This window comes from Metallosphaera sp. D4-4, from assembly GCF_046245145.1.
Lineage (GTDB): Archaea > Thermoproteota > Thermoprotei_A > Sulfolobales > Sulfolobaceae > Metallosphaera > Metallosphaera sedula.
The window spans coordinates 1,953,020-1,967,442 of record NZ_CP176412.1; the positions used below are offsets into that span (position 1 = coordinate 1,953,020).

The following is a 14,423-nucleotide window of genomic DNA, read 5'->3' on the forward strand; positions in this document are numbered from 1 at the left end:
ACTATTTTATCTCTAGGAGAAATCGTAACTAAAGCCTTAATACGAGGACATTGGCAGACACGCCTGTATTCCCTGAGCCAAGAGAATAGATCTTCTCTCGAATACTATCCTAATCTGGACTGGACCTCACTTCACCTTATCCAGCCTCATCATGAGTAAAAATTAAAGTGATTCCAAATAAGGATAGTTGATGAGCGGACTCGATATTAGGTTGAAAAAACTATTTCACAGAGGTAAGGCCTTTGTTGTGGCCTTGGACCACGGACTAGTAATGGGTCCCCTTAGAGGGATAGAAAACGCGATGAGCGTGGTAAAGAAGATGGGCAATTATCCGGATGCCTTGCAGATGACCCCAGCCATGCTAAGAACGGTAGAGGAGAACTTTTACTCCAGATCATCGCCCATGTTAATTGCTAGGCTTGATACTGCAAACGTTTGGAGAGACGCTAGAAAGTACGATCAAGGATACTACTCCATGGTCTATGAGGTCAAGGAAGCCGTAAGGGCGGGAGCAGACGCCGTGGTCACGTACCTAGTGGTGGGCTACGGAGATGACAGGATAGAGGGATACAACCTAGAACAACTTTCCAGGGCTAGAAGAGAAGCTCAAGATTATGGGTTACCCTTCATTATAGAGCCACTCTTCGTGAGAAAGGAGATAACGGACTCTATTAAGGAGACCAACGCTGTAAAATACGTTTCCAGGCTGGCCTCGGAAATAGGTCCAGATCTGTTAAAGGTAGACTACACGGGAGATAAGAACGGATTTGCTTCCGTGGTCGAGGCGTCCTTTGCTCCCATTCTCATAAGGGGTGGACCAAAAACCTCAAACGACCTCGAATTCTTGAAGATGTTAAGAGATGCTCTAGACTCAGGCGCCTCTGGGATTACTGTGGGGAGGAATCTATGGCAATCGCAGAATCCAGATCTTATGGCGCAGGCTGTTTCCAAACTAGTTCACGAAGGAGTATCTCCTGAGGAGGCTGTAAAGATATTGCAAAAATGAGGCCCTACCTTTCTGAAGGAGTGACCTAAGATTACCACACCTAGAAAGTTACGGACACCTTTATAATTGCTCTTTAGACAGAAGAATTTCATATTTCCCGTGCTAGCGTAGGGTAACCTAAGGTAGAAGGATGTTAATCGAAGACGGGTTACCTGACCGATGCGTTAACTGGACAGATCCATAAACAATTTTAGATTTTAGGAAGATAATATCTTGATCTTATTTTAAGGATCATAAATTCAGAAAGTGATAAGGTAACTTTAAAAGATATCTTTCAAATTAAGGCTCGGCGGATAGGGTGGAGCCTCCATCATCTATTAATCTTCCTCTTAGTCTCAAGACCATGTATGACATCGCGGAGTTTATCTTGAGGTCCGTGGAACTCATAAGCCCTGAGCAAACCGAGAAAATGGTAGATACGTTAGCTAGGTTTTACGAAAACAAGGGGGGCAAAGTTCTTGTCATGGGAGCTGGGAGGAGTGGACTCGTAGGTAGGGCCTTTGCCATGAGGCTTCTTCATCTAGGGTATAACGCTTATGTCCTGGGTGAAACCATAGTCCCAGCCATAAGGGAGAATGATCTGGCTATAGCCATATCTGGATCTGGAAGAACCAAGCTAATAGTTACTGCAGCTGAGGCAGCAAAGGATGCTAAGGCAACCCTGGTAGCCTTAACCAGCTATTACGATAGCCCCCTTGGGAGGATTGCAGATGTAGTGGTGGAGATTCCTGGAAGAACCAAATACTCTCAAAATGAGGATTACTTCGCTAGGCAAATCTTAGGTATAACCGAGCCTCTAGCACCTCTTGGTACACTGTTTGAGGATACTACCCAGGTCTTCCTAGATGGTATAGTAGCTGAATTAATGATGAGATTGAAGAAGACAGAGGAAGATCTTAGGAGAGTTCATGCCAATATAGAGCTCTAACTTGCGTTTCCAACCTCATTTTCCACTTGATGTATTTAATTTTGAATAGGTGTATAATAAGTATAACTTAACTCAAAGATAATGATAGCGCGACTCCACGATACGCCTATTCAGATGGTCTCAACTAAATAGTTCAAATCGTTAAGAATATGTTATTGAATCTCTCTGAACACTTACATTTGTCTTCACGTGTTGTACCACTATTGCGTTATGGTAATGTAAACGTCAGAATTGAAACAAAACCGTCGTAGAATGGTGGACCCGGAGGGATTTGAACCCTCGACCTCAGCCGTGTGAGAGCGTATAGAGTTATTTTACACCGTAACTTGATAACGGGCTTTGTTATGCATTTGGATTTTCCATAAATAAACATGAAAAGAAATTCTCAAACTATTGATTGAAATCAAGGCATGACGTTATTTTTACTCCCCACTGACCTCCTCTCCGCCCTAAAGGACGAAGGTTCCCTTAGGGATCATAGGTTTGTGGTTTACCGCCTTCACTCTCATCATTTCATCGCTAGTGGAGGAGGAACCCCTCCACTCCGCTCCATTCGTCCAGCGGTAGACCACGGGCACGGTCTTGTGCCCATTACCCCTATCCCTCGGTGAGAGAAACCCTCCTTCTCCACCTCTTTGGGACTCGGGGATATGTAGAATATTTATCGCTCCATTCAGATCTGCGTTTATTACCCCAGTGTGGGGACACTTGAACAAACCCCTCTTAACTCTACCACTCTCATGAATTTCCCCACATAGGGAGCACGTCTTAGAAGTCCATGCTTCGTCTACCTCCACGACCTTGATTCCGTATTCCTCAGCAACCTCGTTAAACCGACGTATAACATAAGAATAGTTCCAGAAATTTACCGTAAGCTTCCTCCCCTTAATTCTGGCAATGTCCTTGGGATAACCAACAACAATTTCTGAAACCCCCTTATCATGTACAGTCTTTATTAGCTTTCTAACCATGGAGTTCAGAGCGTGTCTTAGAAATCTGCTCCTTTTCTCATAAAGACGGGAAAGTCTCTTACTCTTTCTTTGTTTGTGAATAGAGAGTAGTTTCTGAACACTCGCTATCTTCTTAGAGTAATACTCATACCTTGATAGCACACTACCTCCCTTGAATAGAAACCAGGAGCCATCCTCAACGTAGACCGTTGCCAAGTTTACAATACCTAGGTCTACTGAGGCCCTTAGATCGCCTCTCGGTTGGCTTGGTGTAAAATCTGCGTCTACTGGTATTACTGCATACCATCTTCCATTTCTTTCAAAAATCTCCAGCCTCCCTTGTTTACCCTTCCATTTCAGCATTCCTTTGAATCTCAGCGAGAGTTTGAAATCCTTGAGATATATTGTCGTGTTATCTTCATCTACCACGTACCTATCATTTCTTATAAGGATCATCCCTTGTTTCTGATACCCTGGTGGTCTTGGCCTAAACCATCTCCGTAGCCTCCCGTCACGTTTCTCACGAGATAACGAAAAGAAGGATCTCCATGCTTCAGCGTTCTTTCTTATCACCTGAGAAGCGTTTACCTTAAGTACGTCCTTAAACTTGTGGTAGACTTCCTTTTCTGTTGAATTAAAGTCCACCCTTTCACGAGCCTTGTATTGTTGCATTCTCAACCAGTTCACGCTATTCCAACACGCCCTGAATACATCAGCTAGTTTTCTTAGCGTCATGGCAGTCTGTTTATCTACCACTAACCTGACGACATTACTCCTCTTCATCGGTTCTGCCTCTTTGACTTTCAATGTATTTTCTAATTGTCTCACTACTTACATTACCAGCCGTTGCCACGAAGTAACTCCTAGTCCATAGCCCATCTTTAATCCTGAGTTCTGGGTGTTTCTTGAGTAACTGTCTAGCGGACTTACCTTTGAAATAGTTTGCTAAATAAGAGGGAGCATAACGTGGTGGGCAGTTTACGAAAAGGTGTATATGGTCTGGCATAATTTCGATAGCTAAAACATCACAACCCAATTCTTCAGCAATGTCTCTGAGTATCCGTTTTAGTTCCTCTGCTATGGACTCTAGTACGGCTTTACGATACTTTGGTATCCATACGAAATGGTAGTTGCATAGATATTTTACATGCCTAGTTGACTTGTATTCCACGAATACTTTAAAGTATTCAGAGATTAAAAGGATTACCCCGCCTTAAAAGGCGAGGCTTGTTCGTTCTTTTGTCAAGTAACTAATCCTGTCTGAAGCTGTGTTCTTGCTTTTCTCCTTTAGCTTTCTTTTGAACAGCTCAATGTCGTCAGAGGTCACTATGTACTTGTTAGTAGTCGTGTTCAGATAGTCCCCCAAGATTTTGGAAAATAACATGAAGAAGACTTCTCTGAACTCTGGGTCCTGCTTTACTCTGCTCAATATACCTATGATATCATTTACACTGTACTTCTTTGGTGAGAAGCCCTCTAGTACTTCATACACTTCATCTAACGGTAACAAGTTCACAACTTTCTCTACGACCTCGTCTGGGATCTGGATTTGACTTCCTCTCTCGTCATACCCCCTAATATATACGTAAATTGTCCTTCTACTCTTCTGTAGCTTCTCGTACATGGAAGAACCTAGTTTTTCATAAGCTCTCTTTAACAGAAGTCTCCTCATGTTGTCGTCTATATTCTTGACGTCTATCATTCCAAACCCCCCTTATGAGTGCGTTCAAAACACGCGTTATGCATTTTCTCCTCACGCGTTATGCAATGGTAATATAACCGCCGGAGTTCAATAAAACTATCGTAAAAAGATGGACCCGGAGGGATTTGAACCCTCGACCTCAGCCGTGTGAGGGCTGCGTCCTAACCAGGCTAGACGACGGGTCCTCAGCACACTATTCGTTTATCCCATAAAAAATTTGCTAGTTTAAGCCTCTACAAGGACAGCATAACCAGTGTCAAAGTCTCCTAGGTCAGGATCGATGTCAACAGCCAGGATCTTCTCCTCAGGCACGGATAGGTCAACAAGGGATACTCGAAAGTCTGGGTAAAGTTTTCTTGCTAATTCAAGCCCCATTCTAGCACTTGCAAGGTCTACGAAATACCCAAAAACGCCAGACGAACCAAGTATAACAGGACCTACCACCGATTTCATGATATGATTCTTGATGTGAGGTTAATATGTATTCACTGCCTTTATTGATGATCAACTTCCACTAGCCATAGTTTTGACCTCTACCACCTTTGAGGCGAGGTCCTTTATCTCTTGAAGGACTGGAAATTCCTCAAAAGTTCCAGTGAATTGGAAGATATCTTCTGAGAAGGGTAACAAGACTCCAAACTTGGCTTTAACTCTCTTTAACACGTTATCTAGTACGCCTCTGAACTTCTCTACCTCTCCAGGACGTATCATGTTTATGATGAAACCTAAAACTGTACCATCTCTAACAGAACCTATCGACTCTGCATAGCTTACGTTGTCCTCTATAGTTCTGGTCAAGGAGTCTGACACAAACAACTGCCAAATGGGAAATTCCGGATAGATCTCTATGAATTTCTCCAATTCATGTTTCACAATATCATCTTCAGGTCTTACCAATTGTGCGTTATCTACTACCACAAAGGAGAACTTCTTCATGGTAAGGACTTTCCTGTATATCTCCCACCCCTTTTCTCCTAGCTTCCTATCCTTGTGAAACTTATCAATGTCAATCTTATAACGTGGACCGTCCCCAAAATATTTCAGTACGGTAACGGAGCCGTTCCCTAGGCTTATTTCCTTATACACCGTGGATTCAACACCGTCAGACACACTTGCTATCATTCCAGGGCCCTTAATACCTGCGACGTATGATGCATATCCCACAAGGTCCCTATCAATCAAAAGAACAGAGAAACCCATCATGGCAAGGGCCTTCGACAGTGAAATGGCAACTGTTGACTTTCCGACTCCTCCCTTAGAACTTAGTATAGATACTCTCACAGTTCTAGGGTAGAGAGATTGTTTTTTATAACTTGTTGTTGGTCCATATCTTCTTTCCAATATGGTATCTAAACAAGACACTTGATACGTAAAAGCAAAAATAGGTCATACAACATATTTCTCTTATCTTATGAACTCTCTTACCTTAGCTGAAAGAGTAGCCGTCACAGACAAGGTGGATTACCTCGTCCTCAAGTACCTCATCGAGAAGAGGGAAAAGTTCGAGTACGTTCCACAGAGCGTTCTTAAGGAGAACCTATCCCTTACGGAGAGAGAGGCCCAGATAAGCTTATTGAGGCTCATCAAGAACGGCGCAGTCACTAAGAAAAGAATTAGAGGAGAAGACTCCTTTTCCATCACGTTCACAGGCCTCGACATTGTGGCAACCAAGTCCCTCTACTCCAAGAAAGTGATCAAGAGCCTTGGAATAACCATTGGTGAAGGAAAGGAAAGCAGGGTCATGTTCGGATACGACCACGAAGACAATACTCTAGCCATAAAGTATCACAGAATAGGGAGGAAGAGCTTCAAGAAAAGGATCAGTAACTTCCCCAGTAAGAACTGGGTATCAATGACCTTGGAGAACGCTAAAAGGGAGTATGAGGCCCTTCAGTGCGTCAAGAACAACATGGGTTATGTCCCAACTCCAATAACCTTCACGACAAACGCTGTGGCCATGGAGTACTTCGAGGGAACTCCCCTATATAGAACGGAACTAAGTGACCCTGAGAAGGTACTAGATGCGATCCTTGGAACCATGAGAATTGCCTACGTTTACTGTAAGGGATTAACCCACGGTGATCTAAGTCAGTTCAATGTTTTGGTGAGCAAGGATGAGGAGGTAAGGGTTATAGATTGGCCACAGGCTACCAGGGATGAAGAAGTCTTGATAGACGACGTCACTAGGATATTATCCTACTTCGAAAAGGAGTATTCACTTGAGAGAGACCTTGAGGAGGTTTTGGACTACGTAAAGGGATATTCATGAGGGTAATGGGTATAGACATAGAGAGGGGATCGCCCAATTCCACGGAACAGCCTAGATATTCAGTGGTAATTCTAGACGAAAAAGGAGAAACAGTGGTTAAGGTCGAAGATGTAACTAGGAGCAGGTTAGTAAGACTGGCCTGGGAGTACGACGTCTCACTTCTTGGAACTGACAACATTTACGAGCTAGGTAGCAACGACAAGGAAGTAATATCGCTTCTATCCCTGTTACCCGAGAAACTGGAGGTAGTTCAGGTTACAGTCAAGAACGGAGTCTTCCTCGACCTAAAGGATGTAGCTAAGGAGTACGGTATTGAGATTCAGGGTAAGCCAACTCCGTCCAGGACTGCCTTTATCGTGGCAACTCTAGCTCTTAAGGGGGCAGGAACCAAGATAAAGTTCGTTGAAAACAGGACCAAAATCATCATTTCCAAGGGGAGAAGATCTGGACCAGGGGGGATGAGCTCCAATAGATACAAGAGGCATCTGAGGGGGTTGGTGCTCAGGGTTTTTAGAAGAGTGAAGGAGGAACTGGACAGACACAACTTTGACTATGACGTGGTTGTCAGGAGAACTAAGGCTGGGATGGAAGGGGCTATGTTCATTGTTTATGCCCCAAGGGAGAGCCTATACGGTCTAGTCAAGAAAATGAGTGGCCACGACGTTAATCTCGAGATCAGAGCCTACTATAGGGATAGAATTGAGTTTGTGGACACTAAGAGGGTTTCCCAGAGGCCTGTTATAGTAGGGTTAGATCCAGGTCTGGAGGTTGGAATATCTATTCTCGATATGTATGGAAATCCTGTCCTCCTCACTACCAAGAGGGGAATTGACAGGGAGTCTGTGATAGAGCTCGTTCTAGAGAAGGGGACCCCAGCCCTCATTGCCACAGACGTTAATCCAGTGCCAGACACGGTAAAGAAGATGAGCGCGATTCTGAAGGCTAGACTCTACGTTCCTGAGAGGTCGCTTTCGGTGGACGAAAAACAAGCTCTCCTTGACGAATATTCCACGAAGTTTGGAATTCACGTAAGCGACCCGCACATAAGGGATTCCCTAGCTGCTGCCATTGTTGCGTATAGGGACGTAGAGAGGAAACTCAGGCAGGCTGAGGGCATGATAGGTAGGTTTGGAATAGACATAGACAGAAACAACGTGTTCAGATGTGTTGTAAACGGGGGAACCATTGCCGAATGCATCGAGAACGAGATAGAGAAGAAGATATCTGTTCCGCAAAACGCCGGTATAGTAAAACAGGAAGTAAAGACTGAACACAACGAGAAGTTGGCTGAGGAGAACACATTGCTCAAGCAGGAGTTGATCAGGCTCAACAGGACAGTGTCTAGGTTAATTCATGAAAAGGAGATGCTTGAGAGGAGGGTCGAGGAAATAAAGAGGCTTTACAATGCTGAACTAGACAGGGATAGGCGAGTGGAGGAACTGAAAAGAATACTGGAGCAGAAGAACAAGGAGATAATCAAATTGAAGGAACAATCTCAGGCAGAATCGGAATCGCTGGCTAAGCTTTCCTCAATTATCGAGAAACTGGTTAGGAATGAGATCACAGTAGTGAGGGGATACCTGAAGGGGTTAGAGGTTAGGGATGGTCAACTGTATTTCGGAGAATGGAGAATAAGCAACGATCTGGCAGAGTACGTGGGAAAAGATTTCGCCCTAATTGACGAGCGCCTCATTAAGGATCTAAACCTTCTTAAGAAGGAGAAGGAAATAAGTCGTGAAATGAGTGAAGACCTGCTAAAAAGATTGGTCGAAGAATACAGATCTTCAAGGTCTAGAATAGCATAACCTTTCCTTCAAGTATCATTTGGGTTATCTTGTCGAATGAATCTAGATACTCCTCTGCAATTCCTGATATCTCGGCCTTTGTATCAGATGTTATGGTTCCAGAATGAGTCGCAACTTCCACGTTGACAATGAGAGGGTCGTTTATTGGCCTACCTATTTGACCCAGAACCTCTATCTGCACGTTCCTAACATCCTTAACCTGCTCTGAGGCCTTCTTAGCAATAAGGTTAGCCACTATGTTGTAAAGCTTACCCACGTGATTAACTGGATTCTTACCAGCAGTCGCCTCAAGAGACATTGGCCTCATGGGAGTTATGAGCCCTATACCCCTGTTTCCTCTCCCAGTCATCCCGTCATCTCCATGCTCAGCTGAGGTGCCAGTTACAGTTAGATAAAGTATTCCCTGGTCTTCCCTATCACCTGTGTTCACGTTTACTTTAACGCTAAGATCTGGGGCTATTTGAGAGGCTAGATCCAGTACCTTTTCCCTTACCTGTTCCTTCACGGAGATATAGTGGTTCTTATCCTCTATGAGGGGACTTATGGCTGCCATGGCTATGGTAAGCGTGACCTCCTTCCCTCTCCTGAGTCCCATCACCTTTATGTCCTCGCCAACCTCCGGAAGCTCGGTCTTCACCTTCTTAGAGTTGAGCATTCTCTCTGTCTGGAATACTAACTGTTCCAGCTTTGAGTAAGGTGCGAAACCTACTCCAAAACTTGTATCATTGGAGAGAGGAACTGATTTCCTTCCCTTGTCAAATATGCCCACCAAATCCGCTGAACCCTTTCCTATCTTATAATCAACTATAACGTGCTTCTCTGCATCTAGATACCTGAAATTCTCCCTTATCCAGTTCTTGACGCTCTCGACGATTATTGTACCCACTGGAACGTTATCCACACCGTCATTGGTTCTCACCTCTGTAGTGGCTCTACCAGCTACCACAATGTAAATTGGATGAATAACATCTCCACCCTTGAATTTTGGAGAGGCCTGACCTCCTACAAGAAGGGTCTTATCCAAGTTATGATGAAGTATAGTTCCGTATGTCTTTAGGTAGTAAAGCGATAGCTTTCTGCTAGCCTCTTCTGAGGCTGAATCAGCTATGTAGTCTGGGTGTCCTGTTCCTTTCCTTTCGGCCAATTCTACAGGTAAGGAATCTGGTTCCAAAGTCCTAAATGACTCGATGTTGATGTTTTTCATTTCACCCTCAACTGCCCTGCTACTTTTAAAAAATTACTTGCCCGTGTTAATGATGTTCTCGTAATCCACACTGATAAATAGAATATTACTACCACGTATTAAGACTCTGCCATACTTCGCTATGGGATCCGCAGTACCTTCCCTCATTTCTGTGCAGTCCCTTAGAACCAGGTTCATGGTCCCATCTGATTGTTCCATTTTACCTATATACTCAGAACCGTCCTTCAGCTTAACAAGGACAATTTTGTTTGTAGCCATCCTTAGGCTTTTCAAAGGATTCTCTACCTTTGCCTGCAAAATTTTACCTCCTCCTTTAATCTTAAGACTTCACTACTATAAAAGAATGACGTGAAGGATTCAGGGACAAACCCTTATGAATAAAGTGAAAAATATATATTCTCCATGGAACTGGTGGTCTCTGACGTTGAGGACGTAGTTAGAGTCACTGAGGCTCTCTCATCCGTTACCAGGGTCAACATTCTCAGACTGATAGCCGAGGGGGAAAAGAGCATCACGGACCTGAGCGAAGAACTGCATATGACTAAGGGAAACGTTAGCTCTCAAGTTGCGTTACTGGAGAGCTCAGGGTTAGTGGAGGTGAGATACACCGAGGGAAACAAGGGGTTGAAAAAATTGATCAAAGCCAAGTACTCCAGGATAATTATCTCCCTAGTTCCCGACGACAGCCCTGAGGAAACCAAGGAATAGGGGAGCTGGATTTAAGGGCCTACTCTTGAACTCGGGGTGGGCCTGGGTAGCTATGAAGAATCTGTGATCCTTAAGCTCTATCATCTCCACAAGACCATTGTCACTAATTCCTGAGATTGTTAATCCGTGCTTCTGAAGTAGATCCACGTAGGAGGGGTTAACCTCATACCTGTGCCTATGCCTTTCGTAGATTACGTCCTTCCCGTAAATTGAGTGGGCCAGGGTTCCTCGAACTAGGCTTATCCTCTGGGCTCCCAACCTCATTGTTCCACCGAATTGCGTAACCTTTTTCTGTTCATCTAACAGGGTCACCACTGGATGAGGAGCGTTAGGATCTATTTCGGTGCTATGTGCACCCTGAAGACCCACAACGTTCCTGGCAAACTCAACCACTGCCAGTTGTAACCCGAAGCATATTCCTAGGAAGGGAACGTTATTAACCCTAGCGTAGTTAATTGCCTTGATCTTTCCCTCTGTACCCCTGGAGCCGAATCCAGGCAATACTATGATACCTTCTGCCTGTTTCAGTATGGCCTCTGGGTTCTCCCTCTCCAGGTCCGACGACTCAATCCAAAGTAGTTCAGGAATCACGCCAAGGTGAGCAGAGGCGTGATATATTGCCTCCTTTATACTAAGGTAACTATCCTTGAGCTTTGTGTATTTTCCCACAAGGGCTATCTTTACCCTTTTACCTTCTTTCCTCTTTACCGAGTACACAAATTTCTCCCACTCTCCAAAATCAGGAGTTTTTTGTGGGAGTCCAAGCTTAGATGTGACCCTTGCCCCTAGTCCCTGTCTCTGGAGAATGAGCGGTACCTCGTATGCCGTTTCCACGTCATAGCTCGAGAATATGTATTCAGGCCTTACATTGGTGAATAGTGCAATCTTCCTCTTGGTATCCTCGTCAAGCTCTATTATGGATCTAGCAATAACTATATCTGGCTGTATACCTATCCTCCTGAGCTCTTGAACGCTGTGCTGTAGGGGCTTTGTCTTTAGTTCCCCAGTAACAGAAAGGTACTCTACAAGGGCTACATGGACGAATATTACGTTATGCTCTTCTTCCTCTAGCCTGAGTTCCCTCATGGCCTCAAGGAACGGCAATCCCTCGATGTCCCCAACGGTCCCTCCTACCTCAACTATCACTATGTCAGCCTTCTCCACTTCACCGACTTTCCTGACCATAGCCTTGATTTCGTCTGTCACATGAGGGATAATCTGGACCGTCTGGCCCATGTACTTACCTTCTCTTTCCTTTCTTATGACCTCGAAATAGACCTTCCCAGCGGTGATATTGTTGTGCTTGCTTGTGTTAATGTTAAGGAATCTCTCGTAGTGACCCAGATCCAGGTCAGTCTCAGCACCGTCCTCTGTAACGAAGACCTCACCATGCATATAGGGGTTCATTGTCCCTGCATCAACGTTAATGTAGGGATCCACCTTGATTATACTCACGTTATAACCCATGTTTTTTAGGATGAGCCCTAACGAGGCTGAAACAGTACCCTTACCAACACTGGAAAGAACTCCGCCGGTCACTACGATGTATTTTGTCACCTAGGAAATCACAGTAAACAAGTTTCTCACGGCGAGAATAAAAAGCCATTGCAGGATAGTTTAATTATTACCCCCGAATAGGTAAAGCAGGTATGAGATCGGAGATTCTTGAAAGATTAAAACAGGCGAAGCATCTCCAGGTAGCTTTGGACTTCATTGATATAAATGACGCCCTTAAGGTGGCGAGAGAGGTGGCGGATCTAAGAAACGTTATAATTGAAGCTGGAACGCCACTTGTAAAGGCTGAAGGAATTAGGGGATTACTAAAGCTTCGTGAGTTCAACAACATTGTTTTAGCTGACACAAAGACCGCAGATGCTGGAGATGTTGAGGTGGAAATAGCCCTCAGGGGCAAATCAAACATAATGACTGTCCTGGGCGCAATGGATGATTCCACGGTGGAGAGCGCAGTGAAGAGAGCTAGAGAGGTAGGAATAGTAGTTCAGGCAGATCTAATAGGAGTTAAGAACACCGTGGAAAGAGCAAAGGAACTCTTTGGACTTGGAGTGGACATTGTGGGATTTCACATTGGCCTGGATGTACAAAAGAAGAGAGGAGTAACCGTAGCGGACCTCAAGGAGGAAATAAGGGAAGCTGGTAAGTACGGATTAATCTCAGTTGCAGGAGGGTTAAGTCCAAAGACAATACCCGAGCTAGCTGAGCTTCCCATTTCGATTTACGTTGTGGGAGGAGCGATAACTAGGAGTAGCACTCCAAGGAAGGTGGCTGAGGAAATAATTAAAATCTTATCCACCAGTACTATAGCAACACGGTGATTGAATGTCTCAACCAAGTCAAGGAGGACAGCCAGGCAAATCTAAGGAACTTAAGACGTCATCTAAGCAGGTGATTTCTCCCTCGGTACTCAAAGAGGACAAGAGAAAGCTTCAGTTACTATACATCATAAAGGTTCTTGGAGGAGTTACAGAGAAGGGATTAATCACGTTGTTGTATGAGGGGGCTCAGAAGGGATTAAACATGGGACACCAATTCAACACGTTAGGGAATAACCTGATTAGTCCCACTGTGAAAGAGGATATTACTTCCCTGCTCTATCTAGGATATATTGAGTCGGACCAGACCAAGAAGCTTAAACTAACTAATGACGGAGAGGAGGCCTTGGCTGCAAATAAACAACTATTAGATGAGGGTTTCATTAACACGGTAAACAATGTGGTTACTGAACTGAAACAGAAAATAGTGTCCATTGACCAGGAGTACAACCTTAAGTTAAGATCTGAAAGAAGAAGGAGAAGATAGAATAATTCTCTCGTAAGATTAAAGTTAAGAAATACCATTATAGTAGTTGGTATTATTTATCTAATTAATAGTAAATATAAAAAGTAGAAAATCTTAACGCCAAAATATGTCTCAGTTAATTTAGGCTTAGTAACTAAAATTGAAAACATTTAAGCTTACATTGTTGTGAAGGTACCTCTCTTTGGCTGGCTAGGTTGTTCTTCCACTGGCGGTCTGCTCCAGATTAAGGGATCTAACTTCCCCTCTTTCCCAAGCTTCGTTATCAATTCCTTGGCCTGGCTCGTATGTCTCACATCTAGTTCTAGGAGTTGCTGAAGTATAGCCCAACTGGTCTTCTTAACGTCCTCAAGCATCTCCCTTGGCATATGCTTGATTATCATGGGGTCTTGCAACCATTGATCGAAAGCCTTCAAGGTCCTCATCATGTGCTGGAAAGCTACTCTGGAGGCGAGAATTAGGTCTAACCTATCCTCCTCCATTGTCTCCTCTTTCTTCTCCATGTCCTTGATTGTTGCAAGCAGATTCTTCTGCATCTTAATCCATTCATCCAGATTACTAATGAATGAGCCTTCCATAATGTTTACACCATAGTAAGTTAGGGAATGGCCATTAATAAGCTCATTTTAATTTGAGTAAAGCTGGGATAGTTAACTCTTAAGATTGAAGGGAAGTCCGCTCTCTAGCACCTTTTGGGGGATTCTAGATTTGTATTTTTCAAGAAACTCAAGTTCGCTCTCCCTTTTCCTTAACTTATCTGGCAACATCCTAGGTATCTCGTCGATGATGGGGTACCATCTGTTACACGACGGGCACACCAGCAGGCCCTCGACAACCTCCTTCTTTATGCACTCTTGACAAGGTGGAGACTCTAGGGACTTTACCTCGGTGTTCTTATAGGCACAGTAAATTTCACAGAGGGGAAGCTGTCCGTTAGGCTCTCTCTTGGGATACTCCTTCTCCTGGAACACATAGAGATCCAGGTGAAAATGTTTGCACATGGGACAAGCCAGAATGTCCATCAGTCTGTATTTCAT

General features: G+C 44.1%; 17 protein-coding genes and 1 tRNA gene. 7 read left to right on the forward strand and 11 right to left on the reverse strand.

Going from position 1 to position 14,423, the window contains the following annotated elements; translation table 11 throughout:
- Positions 1–190: 190 nt before the first annotated feature.
- Both ACI49J_RS10540 and hxlB read left to right on the forward strand, forming a co-directional pair.
- Positions 191–1,006: a class I fructose-bisphosphate aldolase gene (locus ACI49J_RS10540; RefSeq protein ID WP_011921382.1), complete on the forward strand. Its 816-nt coding sequence runs from the start codon at positions 191–193 to the stop codon at positions 1,004–1,006.
- A gap of 343 nt (positions 1,007–1,349) precedes the next feature.
- On the forward strand, positions 1,350–1,934 hold the full coding sequence (gene hxlB / locus ACI49J_RS10545; RefSeq protein ID WP_240254443.1) for a 6-phospho-3-hexuloisomerase: 585 nt from the start codon (positions 1,350–1,352) through the stop codon (positions 1,932–1,934).
- A gap of 449 nt (positions 1,935–2,383) precedes the next feature.
- On the opposite strand, the gene ACI49J_RS10550 is transcribed toward hxlB, so the two are convergent.
- The 6 genes from ACI49J_RS10550 to ACI49J_RS10575 all read right to left on the reverse strand — a co-directional run bounded on the left by ACI49J_RS10550 (position 2,384) and on the right by ACI49J_RS10575 (position 5,867).
- Entirely contained in the window at positions 2,384–3,667 is a 1,284-nt protein-coding gene (locus ACI49J_RS10550) for an RNA-guided endonuclease InsQ/TnpB family protein (protein WP_409366397.1), read from the reverse strand.
- Positions 3,654–4,055: an IS200/IS605 family transposase gene (gene tnpA / locus ACI49J_RS10555; RefSeq protein WP_248547573.1), complete on the reverse strand. Its 402-nt coding sequence runs from the start codon at positions 4,053–4,055 to the stop codon at positions 3,654–3,656. The genes ACI49J_RS10550 and tnpA overlap by 14 nt, the downstream gene beginning before the upstream one ends.
- A gap of 42 nt (positions 4,056–4,097) precedes the next feature.
- Positions 4,098–4,586, reverse strand: a complete 489-nt coding sequence (locus ACI49J_RS10560) for a hypothetical protein (RefSeq protein WP_409366398.1) — start codon at positions 4,584–4,586, stop codon at positions 4,098–4,100.
- Between the two features lie 110 nt (positions 4,587–4,696).
- Positions 4,697–4,771 (reverse strand) — tRNA-Val (locus ACI49J_RS10565).
- Positions 4,772–4,811: 40 nt separating this feature from the next.
- Entirely contained in the window at positions 4,812–5,039 is a 228-nt protein-coding gene (locus ACI49J_RS10570; protein ID WP_240254035.1) for a hypothetical protein, read from the reverse strand.
- Between the two features lie 51 nt (positions 5,040–5,090).
- On the reverse strand, positions 5,091–5,867 hold the full coding sequence (locus ACI49J_RS10575; protein WP_409366399.1) for an AAA family ATPase: 777 nt from the start codon (positions 5,865–5,867) through the stop codon (positions 5,091–5,093).
- A gap of 130 nt (positions 5,868–5,997) precedes the next feature.
- On the opposite strand from ACI49J_RS10575, the gene ACI49J_RS10580 reads away from it, so the two are divergent.
- Positions 5,998–6,855 (forward strand): RIO1 family regulatory kinase/ATPase, encoded by an 858-nt coding sequence (locus ACI49J_RS10580; RefSeq protein WP_409366400.1) that lies wholly within the window; start codon positions 5,998–6,000, stop codon positions 6,853–6,855.
- Positions 6,852–8,660 carry a DUF460 domain-containing protein gene (locus ACI49J_RS10585; RefSeq protein ID WP_409366401.1) on the forward strand — a complete coding sequence of 603 codons (1,809 nt, stop codon included), beginning with the start codon at positions 6,852–6,854 and terminating at the stop codon, positions 8,658–8,660. The genes ACI49J_RS10580 and ACI49J_RS10585 overlap by 4 nt, the downstream gene beginning before the upstream one ends.
- Here ACI49J_RS10585 and ACI49J_RS10590 read toward each other — a convergent pair.
- Both ACI49J_RS10590 and ACI49J_RS10595 read right to left on the reverse strand, forming a co-directional pair.
- Entirely contained in the window at positions 8,647–9,864 is a 1,218-nt protein-coding gene (locus ACI49J_RS10590) for a methionine adenosyltransferase (protein ID WP_409366402.1), read from the reverse strand. The genes ACI49J_RS10585 and ACI49J_RS10590 overlap by 14 nt on opposite strands.
- A 33-nt stretch (positions 9,865–9,897) precedes the next feature.
- On the reverse strand, positions 9,898–10,161 hold the full coding sequence (locus ACI49J_RS10595) for a U6 snRNA-associated Sm-like protein LSm6 (protein ID WP_011921375.1): 264 nt from the start codon (positions 10,159–10,161) through the stop codon (positions 9,898–9,900).
- A gap of 105 nt (positions 10,162–10,266) precedes the next feature.
- Here ACI49J_RS10595 and ACI49J_RS10600 point away from each other — a divergent pair, with 105 nt between their 5' ends.
- The gene (locus ACI49J_RS10600; protein WP_409366403.1) at positions 10,267–10,572 is read left to right on the forward strand and encodes an ArsR/SmtB family transcription factor; all 306 of its coding nucleotides are present in this window, start codon (positions 10,267–10,269) and stop codon (positions 10,570–10,572) included.
- Here ACI49J_RS10600 and ACI49J_RS10605 read toward each other — a convergent pair.
- Positions 10,534–12,129 carry a CTP synthase gene (locus tag ACI49J_RS10605; protein WP_011921373.1) on the reverse strand — a complete coding sequence of 532 codons (1,596 nt, stop codon included), beginning with the start codon at positions 12,127–12,129 and terminating at the stop codon, positions 10,534–10,536. The genes ACI49J_RS10600 and ACI49J_RS10605 overlap by 39 nt on opposite strands.
- Positions 12,130–12,221: 92 nt before the next feature.
- Between ACI49J_RS10605 and ACI49J_RS10610 the strand changes: the two genes are divergently transcribed.
- Together ACI49J_RS10610 and ACI49J_RS10615 are read left to right on the forward strand one after the other, a co-directional pair.
- Positions 12,222–12,905: an orotidine 5'-phosphate decarboxylase / HUMPS family protein gene (locus tag ACI49J_RS10610; RefSeq protein WP_409366404.1), complete on the forward strand. Its 684-nt coding sequence runs from the start codon at positions 12,222–12,224 to the stop codon at positions 12,903–12,905.
- A 4-nt stretch (positions 12,906–12,909) separates the two neighbouring features.
- A complete protein-coding gene (locus tag ACI49J_RS10615) occupies positions 12,910–13,389 on the forward strand; it encodes a hypothetical protein (protein WP_011921371.1) in 480 nt (159 codons plus the stop codon).
- 155 nt (positions 13,390–13,544) lie between these two features.
- On the opposite strand, the gene ACI49J_RS10620 is transcribed toward ACI49J_RS10615, so the two are convergent.
- Positions 13,545–13,964 (reverse strand): DUF2153 domain-containing protein, encoded by a 420-nt coding sequence (locus tag ACI49J_RS10620; RefSeq protein WP_011921370.1) that lies wholly within the window; start codon positions 13,962–13,964, stop codon positions 13,545–13,547.
- Positions 13,965–14,036: 72 nt separating this feature from the next.
- Positions 14,037–14,423 carry a Trm112 family protein gene (locus tag ACI49J_RS10625; protein ID WP_409366405.1) on the reverse strand — a complete coding sequence of 129 codons (387 nt, stop codon included), beginning with the start codon at positions 14,421–14,423 and terminating at the stop codon, positions 14,037–14,039.